The organism is Acidovorax sp. 93 (assembly GCF_003633835.1).
GTDB lineage: Bacteria > Pseudomonadota > Gammaproteobacteria > Burkholderiales > Burkholderiaceae_C > Acidovorax > Acidovorax facilis.
Genome location: NZ_RBIT01000001.1, coordinates 1,639,893 through 1,658,119 on the forward strand (window position 1 = coordinate 1,639,893; position 18,227 = coordinate 1,658,119).

Below are 18,227 nucleotides of genomic sequence, written 5' to 3' on the forward strand. Positions count from 1 at the left end.
GGACAGAACTCGATGGCTGCATCAGGGCTGGCTTAACAGGTCGGCCACGTCCGTGCGGTACGCCTGCATGGCGGGCAGCAGCGCCGCCAGCGCCGCCACACCGGCGGCCATCAGCGGCACACCCGCTTCGGCGGGCAGCCAGATGAGGCCGGTGACCGGCAGCAGCCCCTGCGCCTGCAGTGCCCAACCCAGGCCATGGGCCAGGCCGTGGCCCAGCAGCAGGCCCAGCACAGACGCCATCGCGGCCAGCCACAGGGCCTCCCACAGCACCAGCCCCGCCACGCGGCCCGGGGGCGCGCCCAGCATGCGCAGCATGGCCAGGTCGGCGCGGCGCTCGCGCACGGCGTTCCACAGCGCGATGAACACGCTCAGCGCGGCCACCGCCAGCAGCACGCCGCCAAAGGCGCGCAGCACGTCGGCCCCTACGCCCAGCAGGCGCATTAGGCGGGTGACCTCGATGGCGGGCGCCGCTGCCTGCATGGCGGTGTCGCTGTTGATTTGGCGCGGCAGCGTGATGGCGGCCATGGGCGTGCGGTAGCGCACCAGGGCCACGGTCACTTCGCGCTCTTCTTTCAAGATTTCCAGGTCTTCGGCATCGGTGGCCGTAGCGGTCTCGTGCACCATCCAGACGGATTCGGTGCTGGTCAGGATCAGCCGGTCGAGCACGCAGCCGCAGGGCGCCAGCACGCCGCTCACGCGATAGGGGTGGTTGCCATGCGCGTGCCCTCCCCCGCCCAGGCCGTGGCTGCCGATGAAGGTGGCGCCCACCAGCGGTGCGCCCGCATGGCTGCTTTTGACAATGCCGCGCGCCACGCTGGCGCCCAGCACCGCGTCCATGGGTTGCTGCCACAGCGCGCCCTCAGCAAACGTTGCCTCGTAGTGCGCCACGTAATCGGGCGTGGTGCCCACGATGCGGTAGCCCTGATAGCTGTCGCCCAGGCTCAGCGGGATGACCTGCGCCACCAGCGGGTTCTTCTGCAGCGCCTGCACTTCTTGCAGGGGGATGTTGCCCGTAGGCACGTCGATGTGGAACACGCCCGCCAGGATGAGCTGCAGCGGGCTGCCCTTGGCGCCCACTACCAGGTCGATGCCGCTCAGATCACGCTCAAACGCCTTGTCGAGCTGCGTGGCCACCAGCAGCACCAGCGTGATGGCGGCCAGGCCAAGCGTCAGCACCAGCAGGTTCAGCACAGCCGCCAAAGGCCGGGACCACAGGTAGCGCCATGACAGGCGCGCCAGTTTGAAGACTCCTGAATTCATAGCTGCTCGCGCTTATCCATCAAGCGCTGGGCGCCGATTTCATTCAAATCCAGCGTTTGCACACCGGCCAGGGCTTGGACCACACGCTGGTCGTGCGTGGCAATCACCAGGCTGGCATCGCAGGCGGCGGCGCTGTGCTGCAGCAGCGCCAGCGCGTCTGCGGCGGCCTCGTCGTCCAGGCTGGCCGTGGGCTCGTCGGCCAGCAGCACCTGCGGCGCCAGCAGCACGGCCCGCGCCAGAGCCACGCGCTGCGCCTGCCCGCCGGAGAGCTGGTGCGGCTTGCGGGCGGCCAGTTCGGCCACGCCCACTTGGGTGAGCGCGCGGTGGATGGCCGCATCGTCACGCGGCAGCCCGGCTGCAAAGTACGCCAGCGCCAGGTTGTCCGCCACGGTGAGTGCGCTGCTGAGGTACAGCTTTTGCGGCAGAAAGCCGATGTTGCGCGCGCGCCAGACATCGATCTCGGCCCCCCGCTGCGTGCCCAGCTGGGTGCCCGCCACAAACAGGTCGCCGCCACTGGCACCGCGCAGGCCGGCCATCAGCGCCAGCCAGGTGGATTTTCCGGTGCCCGAGCGCCCGCGCAGCAGCAGCGTGCCGCCCTGGCGCAGGTCCACATCCGGAAAGCGCAGCGGCGCGGCGCCGCCCGTGGCATAGGTGTAGGAAAGGCCTCGGGTGCGGATCATGCGGCAGCGCCCCCGGCCGGGTGGGCGCATTCAGCACATCGGCCGTGCACGGCAATGTCCACCGCCAGGCTCTCATGCCCGGCCGTGGCCAGCGCCTGCAGCACCTGCTTGAGGGCGGTCTGCACCTTGGCCGATCCCTGCGAGAGGCGGAACTGGCGGTGGCAGTCGTCGCATTCGAATCTGGGGGCTGTGCCCTCTTCGCCTTGGGGTGCCAGTGCATACCGGGTCACGCGGGCAGCGTCCACCTGCTTGTGCAGCAGGCCAGCAGCGGCAAAGCGGTCGAGCATGCGGTAAACGGTGACTTTGTTGACGGGAGCCCCAGCGCTGGCAAGGGCGGCCTCCACCTCGGGCTCGGAGAGCGCCGCGTCAGGCCGGGCTTCATACAGCGCCGCCAGCGCCCGCGTGGCGCGGGTGGCGCGCATGCCAGAGGGCAGCGACCAGGGCGCGCGGTGTGAAGACGAAGACGTGGCGGCGGGCATGGCGCAAGGGATAGAAACAAGTAACGCAATCGGGTTGCATTATGCATCCACGCCCCAAGGCTCCCTGCCCAACCCCCGCATTGGCACTGTCACGATCGCCAGTGCAGCACTTTCAGGTCCAGAGGCGGTAAAGCCAGTAGCTTTCGTCCTCGCTCTGCACCCGCCGCGCCAGTTCTGCGGGGCTCTCGCCGGTCACGCGCTGAGCCTCGCGGCACAGATGCGACTGGTCGGCGTAGCCTGCGTCCAGCGCCACATCCTGCCAGCGCGGGGCCTGCCCAGAGGCCTCACTGCGCTGGCGCGCTTGCATGAGCGTGGTTTCGGCGCGCGACAGCCAGCCCAGCCGCCGCAGCGATTGCCCCGCCCAGGTGCGGGCATGGCGCTCCAGGCTGCGCAGGCTGCCCCCAAGGCCCTGGGCCGAGGCATGCACCTGCAATTCATGCAGCCAGCGAGTGGCGGTGGCACGCACCGATGGCGCACTGGTCTGCAGTGCGTGGGCATGGCGGGCCACGAACGCCTCCAGCAGCGCCATTCGCGCGGTGTCGTCCGGGGCAAGCCGCACCTGTTCACACAGGGCTATCCAGTCGGGGGGCAGCACGCCGTGGACGGGGAACATGCCGTCCACCAGGGTGCTGATGTCCAGGCCGGTAAGGCGGTGGAAGGCCTGGGGGTAGAACACCACGCCAAAGGTGCGAACCGGGCCGGGGTTGCGTGTCACCCATGGCCGCGTTTGTGGTCCGAGCAGCAAGGTACTCGGCAGGGGCTGCAGCGATGGCAGGCCGGGCTCCACGCGCTCGGAGCTCCCCTCCAGGAACCACGCGATGCCGCAGTACACGGACGCCGGATAGCGGTTGATGCTCTCTCCCTTGCGGGGCGAGCCCGAGGTGTCCTTGGTGATATACGCCCGAATGCTGCCCGCCAGCGATGCGGGTGGCAGCGCCACGGCGGCAAAGGGAAGCTGGAGACGGATGCGCATGGGCGCTTATCGTAAACAGGCGCAGGGCGGGTACAAGTTGCCGGAAACCCGGGTCAGGGAAACAGAGCCTTGGAGATACAGGCGAAAAGATTGGCGAAAAAGTTCAAGACGGCTGTAGTGACCCCATCTCAGAATAGCGGCCACCATGCAGCCACCACCACCAATCCACCCCGCCCCCCTGTCCCGCGCTAACGTCGCCATGGGCGCACCGCTCCTGGCCTCTGCCCGGCCCAGCCACACCGCCCTGCTCTGTGGCATTGCCCGCGCCCGGCACCAACTGCTCGACGGCGCGGAAATCTTTCACGACCCCCTGGCACTGGACATCCTGGGCCCCACGCAAGCGGTGCAGGTGCGCGCGGCGCTGGAGGGAAACGGCCCCGGCAGCCGCGGCAGAGACGCAGGGAGCTTCTCCCAGGCCATGCGCGGCGCCTTGGTGATCCGCAGCCGGATTGCCGAAGACACGCTGCGCGAGGCCGTCGAAGACGGCGCCACGCAGTACGTGCTGCTCGGTGCGGGCCTGGACACTTTTGCCCTGCGCAAGCAGTGGCCCCCGGGTCTGCAGCGCGTGTTCGAAGTGGACCACCCCGCCACCCAGGCATGGAAACAGGGCCTTGCAGCGCAGGCAGGACTGGCGATGCCGCCGGGCGCTGTCTATGTGCCGTTGGACTTCGAACGGCAGGATTTCATGGAGCAACTGGTGGCCCACGGATTCGAGCGCCACGAACGCACCGTATTTGCCTGGCTGGGCGTCACGATGTATCTGGCGCCGGCAGCGGTCGAGGCCACGTTGCAGGGCATTGGAGCGCAGTCGGCCCCGGGCAGCGTGCTGGTGTTCGACTACGTGCGCAGGCCCGCAGCCGCGCAGTGGGGCCGCAAACTGGGGCTGGCACTGATGGGGCGGCGGTTTCGCCGCATGGGTGAACCCTGGCGGTGCACGCTGGGCGATGCCCAATTGCACGCCATGCTCGCCGACCACGGGTTTGAACCGGCCGAGGTCATCACACCCGCCATGGTCCGAAGCACCTTGCTCGCACACCGTCCAGCCACGCTCTGGCAGCGCGCTCTGGGGGGACTGCTGGGCGGAATCGTGCGCGTGCGTGTCGCCGGGCCACGCGGGGCCCAGCGAGCGTGACCTGCCGGCCAATGTCCTTCGCCGGCCGGGCGGCGCTATGCGGGCTTCAGATACCGCGCAAACGTCTTGCGAAACTTCTCCACCTTCGGCCCCACGACAAACGCGCAATACCCCGCGTTCGGGTTGTTCGCAAAGTAATCCTGGTGGTAGGCCTCGGCGGTGCTGTAATTCTGCAGGGGCTTCACCTCGGTGGTGATCGGCGCGCCAAACAGCTTGTCTTGCGACATCTGGCGAATCATGTCGTTGGCAATCTCGCCGTGCGCAGGGTCTTCGTAGTAGATGCCGCTGCGGTACTGGGTGCCCACGTCGTTGCCCTGGCGGTTGAGGGTGGTCGGGTCGTGGGTGTGGAAGAAGATTTCCAACACCTCCTGCAGGCTGATCTCGTCGGCATCAAAGGTCAGCCGCACCACCTCGGCATGGCCGGTGTCGCCCCGGCAGATCTGTTCGTAGCTGGGGTTCAGCGTGTGGCCGTTGGTGTAGCCGCTTTCCACGTCGGTGACGCCGCGCACGCGGTCGAAGACCGCCTCAGTGCACCAGAAACAGCCGCCGCCCAGGGTGATGGTTTGCAAAGTCATGGGGATCCTCGCTTCAAACCCGGCCATTATGAATTGACGCCCCATCCCGCGCTTGCTACATTACTAACCGGTCAGTCATTAACGAAATTCCCTTTGCCTCCCACGTCCCTACCCTCCTCTGCTCCCATTGGCACCAAGCGCGAGCGCCGCAAGGAAGCCCGCCCGGGTGAGCTGCTCGAGGCCGCGCTCGACCTGTTTGTCGAAAAAGGGTTTGCCGCCACGCGCGTGGATGAAGTGGCGGCGCGAGCGGGGGTGTCCAAGGGCACGCTGTTTCTGTATTTTCCCAGCAAAGAAGAGCTGTTCAAGGCAGTAGTGCGCCAGAACATCGCGGGCCGCTTTGCAGAGTGGCGTGACGAACTGGAATCCTTTGACGGCACGACGAGCGATCTGCTGCGGTACTGCTACCAGGTGTGGTGGGAGCGCATCGGCGCCACCAAGGCTTCAGGCATCACCAAGCTGATGTTCAGCGAGGCCCAGAATTTCCCGGAGATCACCGAGTTCTACCAGCAGGAGGTGATTCTGCCGGGGCAGGCGCTGATCCGCCGCATCGTCGAGCGCGGCGTCGAGCGCGGCGAGTTCCGCCCCGTGCCACTGGACTACATCGTGCATGTGGTTCTGGCGCCCATGATCTTCCTCATGATGTGGAAACACTCGGTGGGAGCCTGCATTCCAGACTCGCTGGGCCTGCGGCCAGAGTTGTACATCGATGCCCAGATCGACAACGTGCTGAACGGGCTGCTGGTGCGCCCAGCGCAGCATTCCGCCCCCTCCCCCTCCCCCTCCTCACCCTCTACTTCTGCGCCGCCCCCGCGCGGCACCTGACCATGAAACGCTGGATCCCCTGGACGGTGACTGCCGTCGTCGTTGTCTTGCTCGGCGCGGGCGTGTGGCGGGCCATGGCGGCCCGGCAGGTGCAGCAAAAGGCTCTGGCCGAAGCCACGGCCCAACGCGCCCAGGCCCCCTTGCAACTGGTGGCTGACGAGGTGCTGCCCGTGCGGCGGCAGAACCTGGCGCTGGGCGTGCCCGTATCGGGCGCCTTGCGGGCGGTGGACTCGGCCATGGTCAAGGCGCGCGTGGGCGGTGAGTTGCAGGGGCTGACGGTGCGCGAAGGCGACAGCGTGAAGGCCGGGCAGGAAGTGGCCCGCATCGACCCCACCGAAGCCCACGCCCGCCTGCGCCAGGCGCAGCAGCAGGCCGATGCCGCCAAAGCCCAGGTGGATATCAACCAGCGCCAGTACACCAACAACCGCGCGCTGGTGGACCAGGGATTCATCTCGGCCACGGCGCTGGTCACTTCGCAGGCCAGCCTGGAGTCAGCGCAGGCGAGCCACCAGGCTGCCGTGGCCGCCGCCGACGTAGCCCGCAAGGCGCTGGAAGACACCGTGCTCAAGAGCCCCATCAGCGGGCTGGTGGCGCAGCGCCTGGCCCAGCCGGGCGAGCGCGTGGCGGTGGACGCCCGCATCATCGAGGTGGTGGACCTGTCGCGGCTCGAGCTGGAAGCGCTGCTCAACCCGGCGGATTCCGTGGCGGTGCAGGTGGGCCAAAAGGCGCAGCTCACCGTTGAAGGCATTCCCGCCCCGGTGCCTGCCACCGTAGTGCGCATCAACCCCAGCGCCCAGGCAGGCAGCCGCACGGTGCCCGTCTACCTGCGGGTTGAGCAAGCCCCCGGCGCCACGCCACTGCGGCAAGGCTTGTTTGTGCAGGGAACGCTCGATACCGGGCGGGCCGATGTGCTGGCCGTGCCGCTGGACGCCGTGCGCACCGACAAGCCCGCCCCCTACCTCCAAACCTTGAAAGATGGCCGCGTGGTCTATGCACCCGTCAAGACCGGTACCCGCGCGGTGGTGGGCGGCCAGACCCTGGTGGCGGTCGAAGGTGTGCCCGAAGGCACGGTGGTGATTGCGGGCCGGATCGGCCTGCTGCGCGAGGGCACGGCCGTGGCGGTGGCCGCATCAGCTGCGACAGCCGCTGCTGCACCTGCATTGGCAGCGGCATCCCGCACTGCTCCCTGATCACCCTGACTACCCCGACCCGCCATGTGGTTCACCAAAGTCAGTCTTAAAAACCCCGTGTTCGCCACGATGGTGATGCTCGCCATCGTCGTGCTGGGCCTGTTCTCCTACCAGCGCCTGAAGGTTGATCAGTTTCCCAACATCGACTTTCCGGTGGTGGTGGTCACCGTGGACTACCCCGGTGCGTCGCCGGAAATCGTCGAGAGCGAAGTCACCAAGAAGATCGAGGAAGGCGTCAACTCGATTGCAGGCATCAACGCCCTGACCTCGCGCAGCTACGAAGGCACGGCCGTTGTCATCATCGAGTTTCAGCTGCACATCGACGGCCGCAAGGCCGCCGAGGATGTGCGCGAAAAGGTGGCCACTGTGCGCCCCCTGCTGCGCACCGAGGTGAAGGAGCCTCGCGTGCTGCGCTTTGACCCGGCCAGTCGCGCCGTGTGGTCGCTGGCGGTGCTGCCGGACGAAAAATCCGGTCGCAGCGCTGTCGAGCTGACCACCTGGGCCGAGCAGATTCTGAAGAAACGCCTGGAAAACGTGCGCGGCGTGGGCGCCGTGAACCTGGTGGGCGCCACCAAGCGCGAGATCAACATCTACCTGAACCCGCAGGCGCTCGAAGCGTTTGGCGTGACCCCCGACCAGGTGGCGCAGGCCGTGCGCAACGAGAACCAGGACCTGCCCGTGGGCTCCATCCGGTCCCTCGCGCAGGAGCGCGTGGTGCAGATCGACGCCCGCATGGAGCGGCCCGAGGACTTCGGCAAGATCATCGTGGCCCGCAAGAACGGAGCGCCGGTCCGGCTTGACCAGGTCGCCCGCGTGAACGACGGCGCGCAGGAGGTGGAGAGTCTGGCCCTGTACAACGGCCAGCGCACGCTGCTGCTGTCGGTGCAGAAGTCGCAGGGCGAAAACACCATCGAGGTGGTGGACGGCCTGAACGCCGCTGTGGTGGAGCTGAAGAACCAGCTGCCTCCCGGCGTGCGGCTGGAGACCATTGGCGACAGCGCCCGCCCGATCCGCGTGGCGGTGAACAACGTGCGCCAGACGTTGATCGAGGGCGCCATCCTCACGGTGCTCATCGTGTTCCTGTTCCTGAACTCCTGGCGCTCCACCGTGATCACCGGGCTGACGCTGCCGATTGCGCTGATCGGCACGTTCCTGTTCATGAACATGTTCGGCTTCACCATCAACATGATCACGCTGATGGCGCTAAGCCTGTGCGTGGGCCTGTTGATCGACGATGCCATCGTGGTGCGCGAGAACATCGTGCGCCACGTGCAGATGGGCAAAGGTGCCTACGCAGCCGCCATGGATGGCACGCAGGAGATTGGCCTGGCGGTGCTGGCCACCACGCTGTCCATCGTGGCGGTGTTCATGCCCATTGGCTTCATGGGCGGCATCATCGGCAAGTTTTTCCACGAGTTCGGCATCACCATCGTGGCGGCGGTGATGATCTCGATGTTTGTGAGCTTCACGCTTGACCCCATGCTGTCGAGCATCTGGCACGACCCGAGCATCCATGCCCACGGCCAGAAGATCGAGCCCGTCACCTTCTACGACAAGACCATTGGCCGCGTCACAGGCTGGTTCGACCGTGCCACCGATGCATTGGCCGAGGGCTACCAGCGCATCCTGCGGTGGTCGCTGGTGCACAAGCTGACCACCATGGCGATTGCGCTGGCCATCTTTGTGCTGAGCATCTTCATGGTGCCGCTGCTGGGCACCGAGTTCGTGCCCAAGGCCGACTTCTCCGAAACCTCGCTCAATTTCTACACCCCCGTGGGTTCGTCGCTGGAGGCCACCGAGGCCAAGGCACAACAGGTGGAGGGCATCCTGCGCGAGATGCCGGAGGTGCGCTACACACTGGCCACCATCAACACCGGCAGCGCCCAGGGCAAGATCTACGCCAACATCTACGTGCGCCTGGTGGACCGCAAGGACCGCAGCCGCAGCGTGGACCAGATGTCCGACGTGCTGCGGGAACGCCTCAAGACCGTGCCCGGCATCACCATCACCCACGTGGGCCTGCTGGACGCCGTGGGTGGCAACAAGCAGGTGGAGTTCTCGCTGCAAGGCCCCGACCTGCAGGAGCTGGAGCGCCTGACCAAGGTGGTCACCGAAAAAATTCGCGACATTCCCGGGCTGGTGGACCTGGACACCAGCGCCAAGCCCAACAAGCCGGTGATCGCCCTGGAGGTCAAGCGCGACGTGGCGTCGGACCTGGGCCTGTCGGTGGCGCCCATGGCAGCATCGCTGCGCACCCTGGTGGCAGGCACCACGGTGGGCAACTGGCGTGCCCCCGATGACCAGACCTACGATGTGAACGTGCGCCTGGCCCCCGAAGCCCGCACCCAGCCCGCCGACCTGGAGCGCCTGCCCTTTGCCCTGGCGGCCACCGACGGCACTACGCGCATCGTGCGCCTGAACCAGGTAGCCAGCGTGACCGAATCCACCGGCGCCAACCAGATCAACCGCCGCGACCTGACCCGCGAAGTGGCGGTGAACGCCAACGTGGCAAAGCGCTCGGCCGGTGAAGTGTCGAACGACATCAAGAAGGCGCTGGAGGAAGTGAGCTTCCCGCCCGGCTATCGCTACCAGTTCAGCGGCTCCACCAAGAACATGGCCGAGTCCTTTGGCTATGCCATTTCGGCGCTGGCCATGGCCATCATCTTCATCTACATGATCCTGGCGAGCCAGTTCAAGAGCTTCTTGCAGCCGCTGGCGCTCATGACCTCGCTGCCGCTTACGCTGATTGGCGTGGTGCTGGCGCTGCTGATGTTTCGCTCCACGCTGTCGATGTTCTCCATCATTGGCGTGGTGATGCTGATGGGGCTGGTCACCAAGAACGCCATCTTGCTGGTGGACTTTGCGATCCGTGCCCGCGAGGAGCACGTGAACGACCAGGGCCAGACCGTGCCCGGCCTACCCCGTGCCGACGCCTTGCTGCTGGCTGCCCGGGTGCGGCTGCGCCCCATCCTGATGACCACTCTGGCCATGATCTTCGGCATGGTGCCACTGGCGTTCGCGTTGTCCGAAGGGTCGGAGCAGCGCGCGCCCATGGGCCAGGCTGTGATTGGCGGGGTCATTACCTCTTCCCTCTTGACCCTGGTGGTGGTGCCGGTGGTGTATTGCTACATGGACGACTTGGCGAACTGGGCACTGCGCAAGATGGGACGCGGCGGCGCGGTTCCCAAGGCCTCTAAAATCGAGGGTTTGTCCTGATCGTCACGGCAACCGCCACCCCCGGAGAGAACACCATGAACCTGCCCCTGAACACGCTTGCCAACACCCACGACCCGGTTGCCCAGGCCCGCTACAACATGATCGAGCAGCAGATCCGCCCCTGGAACGTGCTGGACGCGGACGTGCTGGACCTGCTGGCTGTTGTTCGCCGCGAGGATTTTGTTCCTCCGGCCTACCGCAGCATGGCGTTCATGGACATCGAAGTGCCCCTGCTGGGCAAAGACGCCGAAGAGGCCGTGCGCCGCGGTCAGAGCATGCTGCAGCCCCGCGTGGAGGCGCGCATCCTGCAAGACCTGCAAATCAAGCCGACGGACCGTGTGCTGGAGATTGGCGCAGGTTCGGGCTACATGGCCGCCCTGCTGGCCGCCCGCGCCGAGCGCGTGGTGTCGCTCGAAATCAACCCCGAACTCGCCGAAATGGCCCGTGAGAACCTGCGCGACGCGGGTGTTCAAAACGCCGATGTGCGCCTGGGCGACGGCGCCCGCGACGCCATTCCCGACGGCCCCTTCGACGTGATCGTGCTCAGCGGCTCGGTAGCTGAAGTGCCCACCGCCCTCCTCGCATTGCTGCGCGACGGCGGCCGCCTGGGTGCCATCGTGGGGAGCGAGCCTGTGATGCGTTTCACGCTGACCCGCCGCACCGGCGACCGTTTCGAGACCACCTCGCCCTGGGACACCATCGCCCCGCGCCTGGTGAACTTCCCGGAACCTTCCGGCTTTACGTTCTGACCCTGTTGTTCGGCTTTCTTCGGAGTTCTGCATGATCGATCACGTCCGCCCCGCCCAGCTGTCTGCCTGGTTTGCCGCCGCACCCGAAGGCAGCCAGCCCCTGGTGCTGGACGTGCGCGAACCCTGGGAGCTGCAGACCGCCAGCGTACGCGCCGATGGGTTTGAACTGGTGGCCATCCCCATGGGCGAATTGCCCGGGCGACTGGCCGAGCTGGACCCCGCCCGCCCCATTGCGTGCCTGTGCCACCACGGCGCACGCAGCCTGCGGGTGGCATCGTTCCTGCAACACAACGGGTTTGAACAGTTGGCCAATATCACCGGTGGCATTGATGCCTGGTCGCACGAAAACGACCCCACCGTGCCCCGCTATTGATCACGCCCCTGGCACCCGCTCTCCCATCGAACCGCAGACTCTTCCGAAGGACCCCCATGACTCCGCACCGGCCCCTCTCCCTGTCACTTCTGTCCCTGGCGCTCGGCGCGGCGCTGAGCGCCCCGGCGCATGCCCAGAGCCTGCTGGAGCTGGTGGAATCGGCACGCACCTATGACACGACCTGGCAGTCGGCCCGAGCCCAGCTCGACGCAGCATCCCGCCGCGCCGACCAGGCCCGCGCCGGCCTGCTGCCCAGCGCCGCGCTCACGGCCGGGCTCAGCCGCGCCAATGTGGAACTGAGCCGCCCGCCTGTGGAGAACACCGGGACCACGCAGACGGTGGGCGTGCAGGCCTCGCAACCGCTGTACCGGCCCGCCAACCGCATCACGCTGGAGCAAGGCCAGCGCGGCATTGACGTGGCCCAGGCGCAGCTGGACGCCGCCACTCAAGACCTGCTGGTGCGCGTGAGCCAGGCCTACTTTGACGTGCTGGCCGCGCAGGACACCCTGGCCTTCGTGCAGGCGCAAAAAGCGGCCGTGTCGGAGCAACTGGCCTCCGCCAAGCGCAACTTCGAGGTGGGCACCACCACCGTCACCGATTCGCGCGAGGCCCAGGCCCGCTACGACCTGGTGGTGGCCCAGGAAATCGCGGCCGAAAACGACCTGCGCGTGAAACGCCTGGCACTGGACCAGCTGGTGGGCATCACCGGCACCAAGCCCCAGCCGCTGGCGCTGCCCGTGCAACTGCCCACGGTGCAGCCCGACAACGTGATCACCTGGGTGGACACCGCACGCGACCAGCAGCCCGGCGTGCGCCAGGCCGCCATCGCGCTGGACATTGCCCGCCTTGAAACCAAAAAGGCCGAAACCGGCCACCTGCCCACCCTGGACCTGCAGGTGGGCTACAACGTCACGCGCAACCCGAATGGCACCATCACGGCGCCCGGCGTGAACAACCGCACCAACAGCGCCAGCGTGGGCGTGGCCTTCAATCTCCCGCTGTTTGCCGGATTTGCGGTGCAAAACCGCGTGAAGGAAACCCTGGCGCTCGAAGAGAAGGCCGCGGCCGACCTTGAAACCGCGCGCCGCAACGTCGCGCAGGCCACCCGCGCCGCCTTCTTTGGTGTGCAATCCGGCCAGGGCCAGGTGCAGGCGCTGGAAGCTGCCGAAGCCTCCAGCCAGAGTGCGCTCGATGCCAACAAGCTCGGTTACCAGGTGGGCGTGCGCATCAACATCGACGTGCTCAATGCCCAAAGCCAGCTCTTCCAGACCAAGCGCGACCTGGCCCAGGCCCGCTACAACGTGCTGCTCGGCACGCTGAAGTTGCGCCAGGCGGCGGGCACGCTGACGCAGCAGGACATCGAGGCGATCAACGCCTTGCTCATCAAGCCCTGACGGGGTTGGCGGACGGGCCGCGCGGAGCTACCCGGCGGCTTGCAGCACGGCCTGCACCGCCTGCGCCGTAGCCCGTGCCGCCCCCCGGTGCGCTGTGGCAAAACGGCTGGCACGTTCGCTGGCCGCAGCCTGTTCAGGGGCATCCGTCGCCAAATGGGCCGCGAGCGCCATGCCTGCGGCCATGTCGGGCACGCGCTGCGCGGCACCTGCCGCACAGGCCAGCTCGGCGGCCTCGGCAAAGTTGAAGGTGTGCGGCCCCAGTACCACGGGGCAGCCGCAGGCGGCGGCCTCGATCAGGTTCTGGCCGCCCAGGGGGGCAAAACTGCCACCCAGCAAGGCCACATCGGCCAGGCCGTAGTACAGCGCCATTTCGCCCAGTGAATCCCCCAGCCACACATCGGCCGCCTCGGGTTCTGCCGCCCAGTGGCTGCGGCGCGATACGGTGAGCCCAGCGCGCTGGAGCAGCTGTTGCACCTCGTCAAACCGCTGAGGGTGGCGCGGTACGATGAGCCATTGCACGTCATTTGCTATATTATTGATAGCTGTTTGCGCTTGTCCATCAAGCGCTGGGGCCTGTTTTGGCTTGAAGTTTTCGAGCCACATTGCCTCCTCGCCCTCCCGGCTGCTGGCCAGCAGCACCACGGGGCGCCCGGTGTGGGCGTGCCAGGCCCGACCCTGGGCGATCTGGCGGGCGTCGGGTACCACGTCAAACTTGAGGTTGCCAAACACGCCGCGCACCGGGGCGCCGATGGCCCGCAGGCGGGTGGCGTCGTCTTCGGTCTGGGCCCAGGCAGCGGTCAGCCCCCCATAGGCGGGCCGGGCCAGCGCTGCCAGCCGCTGGGCCTTGCGCAGCGACTTGGCGTTGAACCGCGCATTGGCCAGCACCAGCGGCACGCCACGCTGCTGGCAGCCCGCCACCAGGTTGGGCCAGACCTCGGTTTCCATGAGGATGCCGACGGCCGGGCGAAAGGTGCGCAGAAAGCGCGCCACGGCGCCCGGTGTATCCCAGGGCTGCCACACTTGCACGTCGCCGGGCAGCAGAAGCTTTTCGCCCTCGGCCCGCCCGGTGGCCGTGCCGTGGGTGAGCAGCAGGCGCATGCCCGGAAGCTGCTCACGCAACTGGGCCAGCAAGATGGCGGCGGCGCGGGTTTCGCCCAGCGACACGGCGTGGACCCAGACAAACTGGCCTATCGGATCAACGCTGTGGTGCGACACCATGCTGTCCATGGGCACTGGATAGCGGCCAAAACGCTCGCCCACCGCATGGGCATAGCCAGGTTCGGCCACGGCGCGGCGGCGCAGCTTGCGGCGCAGCAGGGGCTGCGCGCACCAGGTCACCAGTGAATACAGGGCGCGGGCAGCGTTCATGCGGGGGTTCGATCAGCGGATCAGCCGACCAGCTCCACCACCCCGCCCGTCCAGCCGCTGTCGCCCCGTGCCGCCCACACCAGGCTGGGGCTGTCATCGGGCGCGGCTGCCACGCAGTGGCCACCGGGTGCCCAGAAGGCACTGCGACCCGCACTCACGTAGCCGCCAGAGGGCCCGCTGTAGTTGGCCACTAGCACTGCCATGTCGTGGTCGCGGGCATAGCCTTGCAGCAGGGCCGATTCGGCCCCATAGGCCTTCTCGGAAATCAGCACGCCCGCCGCGTAGAGTGCGGCGCCCGCATTGCTGGCGGCCATTGCGTGTTCGGGATGGGTGATGTCGGCACACACGGCCAGCGCCGTGGGTTCACCGGCCAGCAACAGCACCTGGGCGTCGTCGGTGCCAGCACTGGCGAACCGCTCCTCGCTCGGGTGCAGGTGGCGCTTGCGGTACAGCGCCACACTGCCGTCGGCCCCGAGCACCCAGGCGCCAATGGCGGGCAAGGCGCCCGCCACAACCGGCGCAGCCGGAGCGCCCACCACCAGGGTGATGCCGTGTTGCTGGGCAGACTGCCTCAAGGGAGCCAGAGCGGAATGGTCGGCCGACAGCACGTTGGCCGCCAGCAGGTTCGGTTCATACCCCGTGAGCGACAGCTCGGGAAACACCAGTACCAGCACACGTTCGTGCACCGCCGCCCGCACAAAGGCCAGGTGGGTCTGCACGTTGCGCGCCACATCACCCGGCGCCGAGGGCGACTGGGCAGCGGCAACACGCAAGGGGGTGGACAGTGACGGTTTCATGCGGGGCGGTTCAACAACAAATACAGAAAGAGGGGCGCGGCGGGTTCGACGATACGGCGTCAGTGGCTGGCGGCGCCCACGTGGGCATCGGGCTTGACCCGGTGCAGCAGGGCCAGCATGGCCGCTTCGATGCGGGCCAGGGCCTCGGTGGTGTGGCCCTCAAAGCGCAGCACCAGCACCGGCGTGGTGTTGCTGGCACGGATCAGGCCAAAACCGTCGGGCCAGTCCACGCGCAGGCCATCGATGGTGCTGATCTGCGAGGGCGCGGCAAAGGTCTCTGCAGCCAGGGCCTGCAGCTCGGCCGTGAGGCGGTGGGGTTCGCCCTCGGCGCAGGCCACGTTCAGCTCGGGGGTGGAGAAACTGGTGGGCAGCGCGTTGAGCACGGCGCTCGGGTCGTTGGACTTGCTCAGGATTTCCAGCAGGCGGCAGCCCGCGTAGGTGCCGTCGTCAAAGCCGTACCAGCGCTCCTTGAAGAAGATGTGGCCGCTCATCTCGCCGCCCAACGGGGAGTGGGTCTCCTTCATGCGGGCCTTGATGAGCGAGTGGCCGGTCTTGAACATCACCGGCACGCCGCCAGCGGCCGCAATGGCAGGCGCCAGGCGCTGGGTGCACTTCACGTCGAAGATGATTTCGCCGCCGGGCACGCGCGAGAGCACGTCTTGCGCAAACAGCATCATCTGGCGGTCGGGGAAGATGTTGGTGCCGTCCTTGGTCACGATCCCTAGGCGGTCGCCATCGCCATCAAACGCCAGGCCCAGCTCGGCGTCGCTGGCCTTCAGGGCCTCGATCAAATCACGCAGGTTCTCGGGCTTGCTCGGGTCGGGGTGGTGGTTGGGGAAGTTGCCATCCACCTCGGAGAACAGCTCGATTACTTCGCAGCCCAGGGCGCGGAAGATGTCCGGCGCCGAGGCGCCCGCGATGCCGTTGCCGCAGTCCACCACGATCTTGATCGGGCGGGCCAGTTTCACATCGCCCACGATGCGTTCGCGGTACGCGGGCAGCACGTCCACATGGCGCACCGAGCCGCCGGGCAGCAGCTGCCAGGTTTCCTGCTCCATGGTGCGGCGAAGCTGCTGGATTTCTTCGCCATAGATGGCGCGGCCGTTCAGCACCATCTTGAAGCCGTTGTAGTCCCTGGGGTTGTGGCTTCCGGTGACCTGGATGCCGCTGGCACACAGCGTGCTGGCTGCAAAGTACAGCAGCGGCGTGGTCACCAGGCCCACATCGATCACCTCAATGCCCGCCTCCACCAGCCCCTGGATCAGCGCACCCGAGATGGCCGGGCCCGACAGGCGCCCGTCGCGCCCCACCGCCACGGTGGTCTGCCCCTCGGCGCGGGCTGCCGTGCCAAAGGCCCGGCCCAGGCCGAGCGCAACTTCTTCGTTGAGCGTGGACGGCACAATGCCGCGGATATCGTAGGCTTTGAAAATGGCGGGTGTGGGCTGCACGCAGGGGCCTTTCGCGTAGGGAGTTGGGCTGTTTTTGGAAGTCCGCTGCATTGTAGGCGCGCCCTCCGGGGGTACTGGGGGCAAACCCTCGCGTTGGGCTGAGGCACATGTCCGAAAACGGCCAGTGAAAACACCCCCGGCTCCTATGATCAAGCCCATGAATCCGCCCTCCCCCCCCACCCCATCCGTTGCCCAGGCCCCTGACGCCGCCTTGGACGAAGGCCGCTACCTGGCGGTGCTGGCGCGGGATGCACGGTTTGACGGGCATTTTTTCACGGCGGTGACCTCCACCGGCATCTATTGCCGCCCCGTGTGCGCCGTGCGCACGCCCCGGCGCGAGAACTGCCGCTTTTTTGTGCTGGCCGCACAGGCCGAGAACGCGGGCTTTCGCCCCTGCCTGCGCTGTCGGCCCGAGCTAGCGCCGCAGGCGCTGGTGTGGTCGGTGCAGGACGCCAGTGGCATCCTGGTGCAGCAGGCAGTGCGCCTGCTGGATGCGCCCGACCTGTGGCCCGCCCCGTCCGCGCCCGGCGAAGGCAGCGCCACCGTGGCCCGGCTGGCCGAGCGCCTGGGCGTGAGCGACCGGCACCTGCGCCGCATTTTTGAGGCGGCCCTGGGCGTATCGCCGCTGCAATACCTGCAGACGCGCCGGCTGCTGACCGCCAAACAACTGCTCACCGACACCCCCATGCCCGTTACCCAGGTGGCGCTGGCCAGCGGCTTTGCGAGCGTGCGGCGCTTCAATGCGGCGTTTTCGGGGCACTACGGCCTGAACCCCACACAGCTGCGGCGCAGCGGCACCACCGCAGGGGCGCAACCCACCAGCACCTTGCGCCTGGCTTGGCGCCCGCCGTTTGATGTGCCCGCACTGCTGGCCTTTTTTGAACGGCGGCAGTTCCACGGTGTGGAATGGGTGCTGCCGGAGGAGACCACGCTGCGGCGCACGGTGCGTCTGCGCGCTTCCTGCACCGGCCTGCCCGGCGAAACCACGGGATGGTTCAGCGCACGCTTTGACGGGGCCCGCCACCAGGTGCTGCTGCAGACCAGCGACAGCCTGTACCCCGTGTTGCCGCTCGTGATCCGCCGCGTGCGCGCCATGCTCGACCTGGATGCCGACCCCGCGGCCATCAACGCCGTGCTGCATCCGCACTTCCCCCAGGGCGACGGCCTGCGCGTGCCCGGTGCGTTCGACGGCTTTGAGCTGGCCGTGCGCGCCGTGCTGGGCCAGCAGATCACCGTGGCCGCTGCGCGCACCCTGGGCCAGCGGCTGGTGGAGAGGCTGGGTGAGCCCATCGAAACGCCCTGGCCCGGGCTGAACCGCCTGTTCCCCACCGCTGCCACGCTGGCAGCGGCCGACGGCGACACCCTGGGCCAGCTGGGCATCGTGCGCCAGCGCCAGGCTGCCATCGTGGCGCTGGCCCGCGCCGTGGATGGCGGCACGCTGGCCTTGCACGCGGGCGCCGACGTGGCCAGCACCAGGGCCGCGCTGTGCGCTCTGCCCGGTATTGGCGACTGGACGGCCCAGTACATCGCCATGCGCGTGTTGCGCTGGCCCGATGCGTTTCCGGCCGGGGATGTGGCGCTGCACAAGGCCTTGGGCGTGCAGGGGCACAAGAACCCGGCCCGCGCCGCAGGCGAGGCCTCGCAGGCCTGGCGGCCCTGGCGCAGTTACGCGGTGCTGCGCGCCTGGGCAGCGGGCACCCCGGCGGGTGCCGTGCCACCAGTTCCATCACTATCAAAGTAGGAGCTGCTAGCGCTTATCCATCAAGCGCTG

16 protein-coding genes are annotated in these 18,227 nt (G+C 67.7%); 8 read left to right on the forward strand and 8 right to left on the reverse strand.

What is annotated here, in order from left to right; translation table 11 throughout:
- Positions 1-21 precede the first annotated feature (21 nt).
- The 4 genes from C8C93_RS07405 to C8C93_RS07420 all read right to left on the reverse strand — a co-directional run bounded on the left by C8C93_RS07405 (position 22) and on the right by C8C93_RS07420 (position 3,392).
- Positions 22-1,260 carry an FtsX-like permease family protein gene (locus C8C93_RS07405; RefSeq protein ID WP_121506415.1) on the reverse strand — a complete coding sequence of 413 codons (1,239 nt, stop codon included), beginning with the start codon at positions 1,258-1,260 and terminating at the stop codon, positions 22-24.
- Entirely contained in the window at positions 1,257-1,940 is a 684-nt protein-coding gene (locus C8C93_RS07410) for an ATP-binding cassette domain-containing protein (RefSeq protein ID WP_121508689.1), read from the reverse strand. The genes C8C93_RS07405 and C8C93_RS07410 overlap by 4 nt, the downstream gene beginning before the upstream one ends.
- A complete protein-coding gene (locus C8C93_RS07415) occupies positions 1,937-2,362 on the reverse strand; it encodes a Fur family transcriptional regulator (protein WP_121508690.1) in 426 nt (141 codons plus the stop codon). Before C8C93_RS07415 ends, C8C93_RS07410 begins: the two co-directional genes overlap by 4 nt.
- Before the next feature lie 169 nt (positions 2,363-2,531).
- Positions 2,532-3,392: a helix-turn-helix domain-containing protein gene (locus C8C93_RS07420; protein ID WP_121506416.1), complete on the reverse strand. Its 861-nt coding sequence runs from the start codon at positions 3,390-3,392 to the stop codon at positions 2,532-2,534.
- Between the two features lie 199 nt (positions 3,393-3,591).
- Between C8C93_RS07420 and C8C93_RS07425 the strand changes: the two genes are divergently transcribed.
- Positions 3,592-4,524 (forward strand): SAM-dependent methyltransferase, encoded by a 933-nt coding sequence (locus C8C93_RS07425; RefSeq protein ID WP_158603252.1) that lies wholly within the window; start codon positions 3,592-3,594, stop codon positions 4,522-4,524.
- A gap of 35 nt (positions 4,525-4,559) precedes the next feature.
- Here C8C93_RS07425 and msrA read toward each other — a convergent pair whose 3' ends face one another.
- Positions 4,560-5,099 (reverse strand): peptide-methionine (S)-S-oxide reductase MsrA, encoded by a 540-nt coding sequence (msrA, locus tag C8C93_RS07430; protein WP_121506418.1) that lies wholly within the window; start codon positions 5,097-5,099, stop codon positions 4,560-4,562.
- A gap of 93 nt (positions 5,100-5,192) precedes the next feature.
- Here msrA and C8C93_RS07435 point away from each other — a divergent pair, with 93 nt between their 5' ends.
- Genes C8C93_RS07435 through C8C93_RS07460 form a run of 6 tightly spaced genes read left to right on the forward strand, consistent with a single transcriptional unit; the run spans position 5,193 to position 12,843 of the window.
- The gene (locus C8C93_RS07435; RefSeq protein WP_121506419.1) at positions 5,193-5,921 is read left to right on the forward strand and encodes a TetR/AcrR family transcriptional regulator; all 729 of its coding nucleotides are present in this window, start codon (positions 5,193-5,195) and stop codon (positions 5,919-5,921) included.
- A 2-nt stretch (positions 5,922-5,923) separates the two neighbouring features.
- Positions 5,924-7,111: an efflux RND transporter periplasmic adaptor subunit gene (locus tag C8C93_RS07440; RefSeq protein WP_121506420.1), complete on the forward strand. Its 1,188-nt coding sequence runs from the start codon at positions 5,924-5,926 to the stop codon at positions 7,109-7,111.
- A gap of 24 nt (positions 7,112-7,135) precedes the next feature.
- Positions 7,136-10,327, forward strand: coding sequence for an efflux RND transporter permease subunit (locus C8C93_RS07445; protein ID WP_121506421.1), 3,192 nt, complete (start codon positions 7,136-7,138; stop codon positions 10,325-10,327).
- 35 nt (positions 10,328-10,362) lie between these two features.
- A complete protein-coding gene (locus C8C93_RS07450) occupies positions 10,363-11,076 on the forward strand; it encodes a protein-L-isoaspartate O-methyltransferase (protein ID WP_121506422.1) in 714 nt (237 codons plus the stop codon).
- 31 nt (positions 11,077-11,107) lie between these two features.
- On the forward strand, positions 11,108-11,449 hold the full coding sequence (locus tag C8C93_RS07455) for a rhodanese-like domain-containing protein (protein WP_121420154.1): 342 nt from the start codon (positions 11,108-11,110) through the stop codon (positions 11,447-11,449).
- Between the two features lie 56 nt (positions 11,450-11,505).
- On the forward strand, positions 11,506-12,843 hold the full coding sequence (locus C8C93_RS07460; RefSeq protein WP_121506423.1) for a TolC family outer membrane protein: 1,338 nt from the start codon (positions 11,506-11,508) through the stop codon (positions 12,841-12,843).
- Positions 12,844-12,870: 27 nt separating this feature from the next.
- On the opposite strand, the gene C8C93_RS07465 is transcribed toward C8C93_RS07460, so the two are convergent.
- The 3 genes from C8C93_RS07465 to C8C93_RS07475 are packed head-to-tail and all read right to left on the reverse strand — an operon-like array spanning position 12,871 to position 16,456.
- Positions 12,871-14,211 (reverse strand): 3-deoxy-D-manno-octulosonic acid transferase, encoded by a 1,341-nt coding sequence (locus C8C93_RS07465; RefSeq protein ID WP_121506424.1) that lies wholly within the window; start codon positions 14,209-14,211, stop codon positions 12,871-12,873.
- A gap of 20 nt (positions 14,212-14,231) precedes the next feature.
- Positions 14,232-15,008, reverse strand: a complete 777-nt coding sequence (locus tag C8C93_RS07470) for a carbon-nitrogen hydrolase family protein (RefSeq protein WP_121506425.1) — start codon at positions 15,006-15,008, stop codon at positions 14,232-14,234.
- Between the two features lie 59 nt (positions 15,009-15,067).
- Positions 15,068-16,456, reverse strand: a complete 1,389-nt coding sequence (locus tag C8C93_RS07475) for a phosphomannomutase/phosphoglucomutase (RefSeq protein WP_121506426.1) — start codon at positions 16,454-16,456, stop codon at positions 15,068-15,070.
- A gap of 157 nt (positions 16,457-16,613) precedes the next feature.
- On the opposite strand from C8C93_RS07475, the gene C8C93_RS07480 reads away from it, so the two are divergent.
- The gene (locus C8C93_RS07480) at positions 16,614-18,197 is read left to right on the forward strand and encodes a DNA-3-methyladenine glycosylase 2 family protein (RefSeq protein WP_199726999.1); all 1,584 of its coding nucleotides are present in this window, start codon (positions 16,614-16,616) and stop codon (positions 18,195-18,197) included.
- Positions 18,198-18,227 lie beyond the last annotated feature (30 nt).